Source organism: Algoriphagus antarcticus (genome assembly GCF_002150685.1).
GTDB lineage: Bacteria > Bacteroidota > Bacteroidia > Cytophagales > Cyclobacteriaceae > Algoriphagus > Algoriphagus antarcticus.
In genome coordinates this window covers 1-1,104 of the sequence record NZ_MSSW01000078.1, presented here as the reverse complement: position 1 = coordinate 1,104, position 1,104 = coordinate 1, and the positions used below count along the sequence as shown (strand labels likewise).

At 37.0% G+C, this 1,104-nt stretch carries 1 protein-coding gene and 1 pseudogene; one reads left to right on the top strand and one right to left on the bottom strand.

What is annotated here, in order from left to right:
* On the top strand, positions 1 to 804 hold an 804-nt coding region (locus tag BVH04_RS21735), incomplete at its 5' end, for a hypothetical protein (protein ID WP_205635902.1).
* 106 nt (positions 805 to 910) lie between these two features.
* Here the strand turns inward: BVH04_RS21735 and BVH04_RS21730 are convergent.
* A pseudogene (locus tag BVH04_RS21730) lies at positions 911 to 1,104 on the bottom strand (group II intron reverse transcriptase/maturase); the annotation flags it as partial.

The window sequence follows — 1,104 nt, the reverse complement described above, 5'->3', positions numbered from 1 at the left end:
GTTATAGGGCATTTTAAAAGACGACACAATTTGAAACACAAAATATCCATATTTTCCATTTTCTTACTGACAGTTTTGTACGCTTGCGGACAGAAACAGCAGACGAATACAGCAAGTATCAATCAGCAAGAACTTGTTGACAGCCTGAAGAAAAAAGTTGACCAAAAATGGATAATGGAAAATCCTTCATTAAAACCAACAAAATCCTCATTCTTCAACAAAAACAATCAGAGTAAATATTTCGTGGGACTTTTAAAAATAAGCGGACAGAGTGTTCCTTTCACTTGGGACGACAATTTATCATTGCTAAACTTCTTATTGAATTTAGAAAATGAAATAAAAGTCAAACACGGAATTGACGCTGACCAAAATTTTAAAGGAACAAAAATAGCTTGGGACAATAATATCAGTGGACTTATTTGGTTTAACGACAAAGCTTACAAAGCAACAGTTGACAATTGGTATTTATTTGGTTTTACTGAATGTCCAGGAACAATTATATTTCCCAATCTATCATTTAAGAAAATAGCAGACATTCCTAACGCAATTACAAATAATATCCAAGGCTTGACAATTTTACCCTACGATGAGAATATTAAAATTAAAAGTGACGAGACAATAATGACAACTGAAAGTGGTAAGATTATTAAAGGAATTGGTTACGACATAGACAACGATGGTATTTTTGACATTTTCAGTTACAATGAAGATATTGACGAAACAACTGGCTACACAAGACTTTACATAAATGTAAGCGGACAATGGAAATGCAAATGGATAAATTTGGACGAGGTATGCGTATGACAACCGAAAGAAAAACGCCCTATAATCGAGTAGACGGCCTCGCCAGTTGTAACTGACGAGGTGCGCCTCTCACACCACCGTACGTACGGGTCTCGTATACGGCGGTTCACTGGATTGTAGGTTGCGTTTTGAGGTAGTAGGAAAGCATTGACTCATACCCTTTTCTTCTTAGGCGTGACAGAGTGATAGTAGTAATCAGAATTGGACTCTGAGCCACAGCCCATCCTCCTTTTCTGGTCCTACTCCATGCATAAGCATGGTTTTGATCCACTCCCAATCTGATCAGGTTTTTACGTTTCC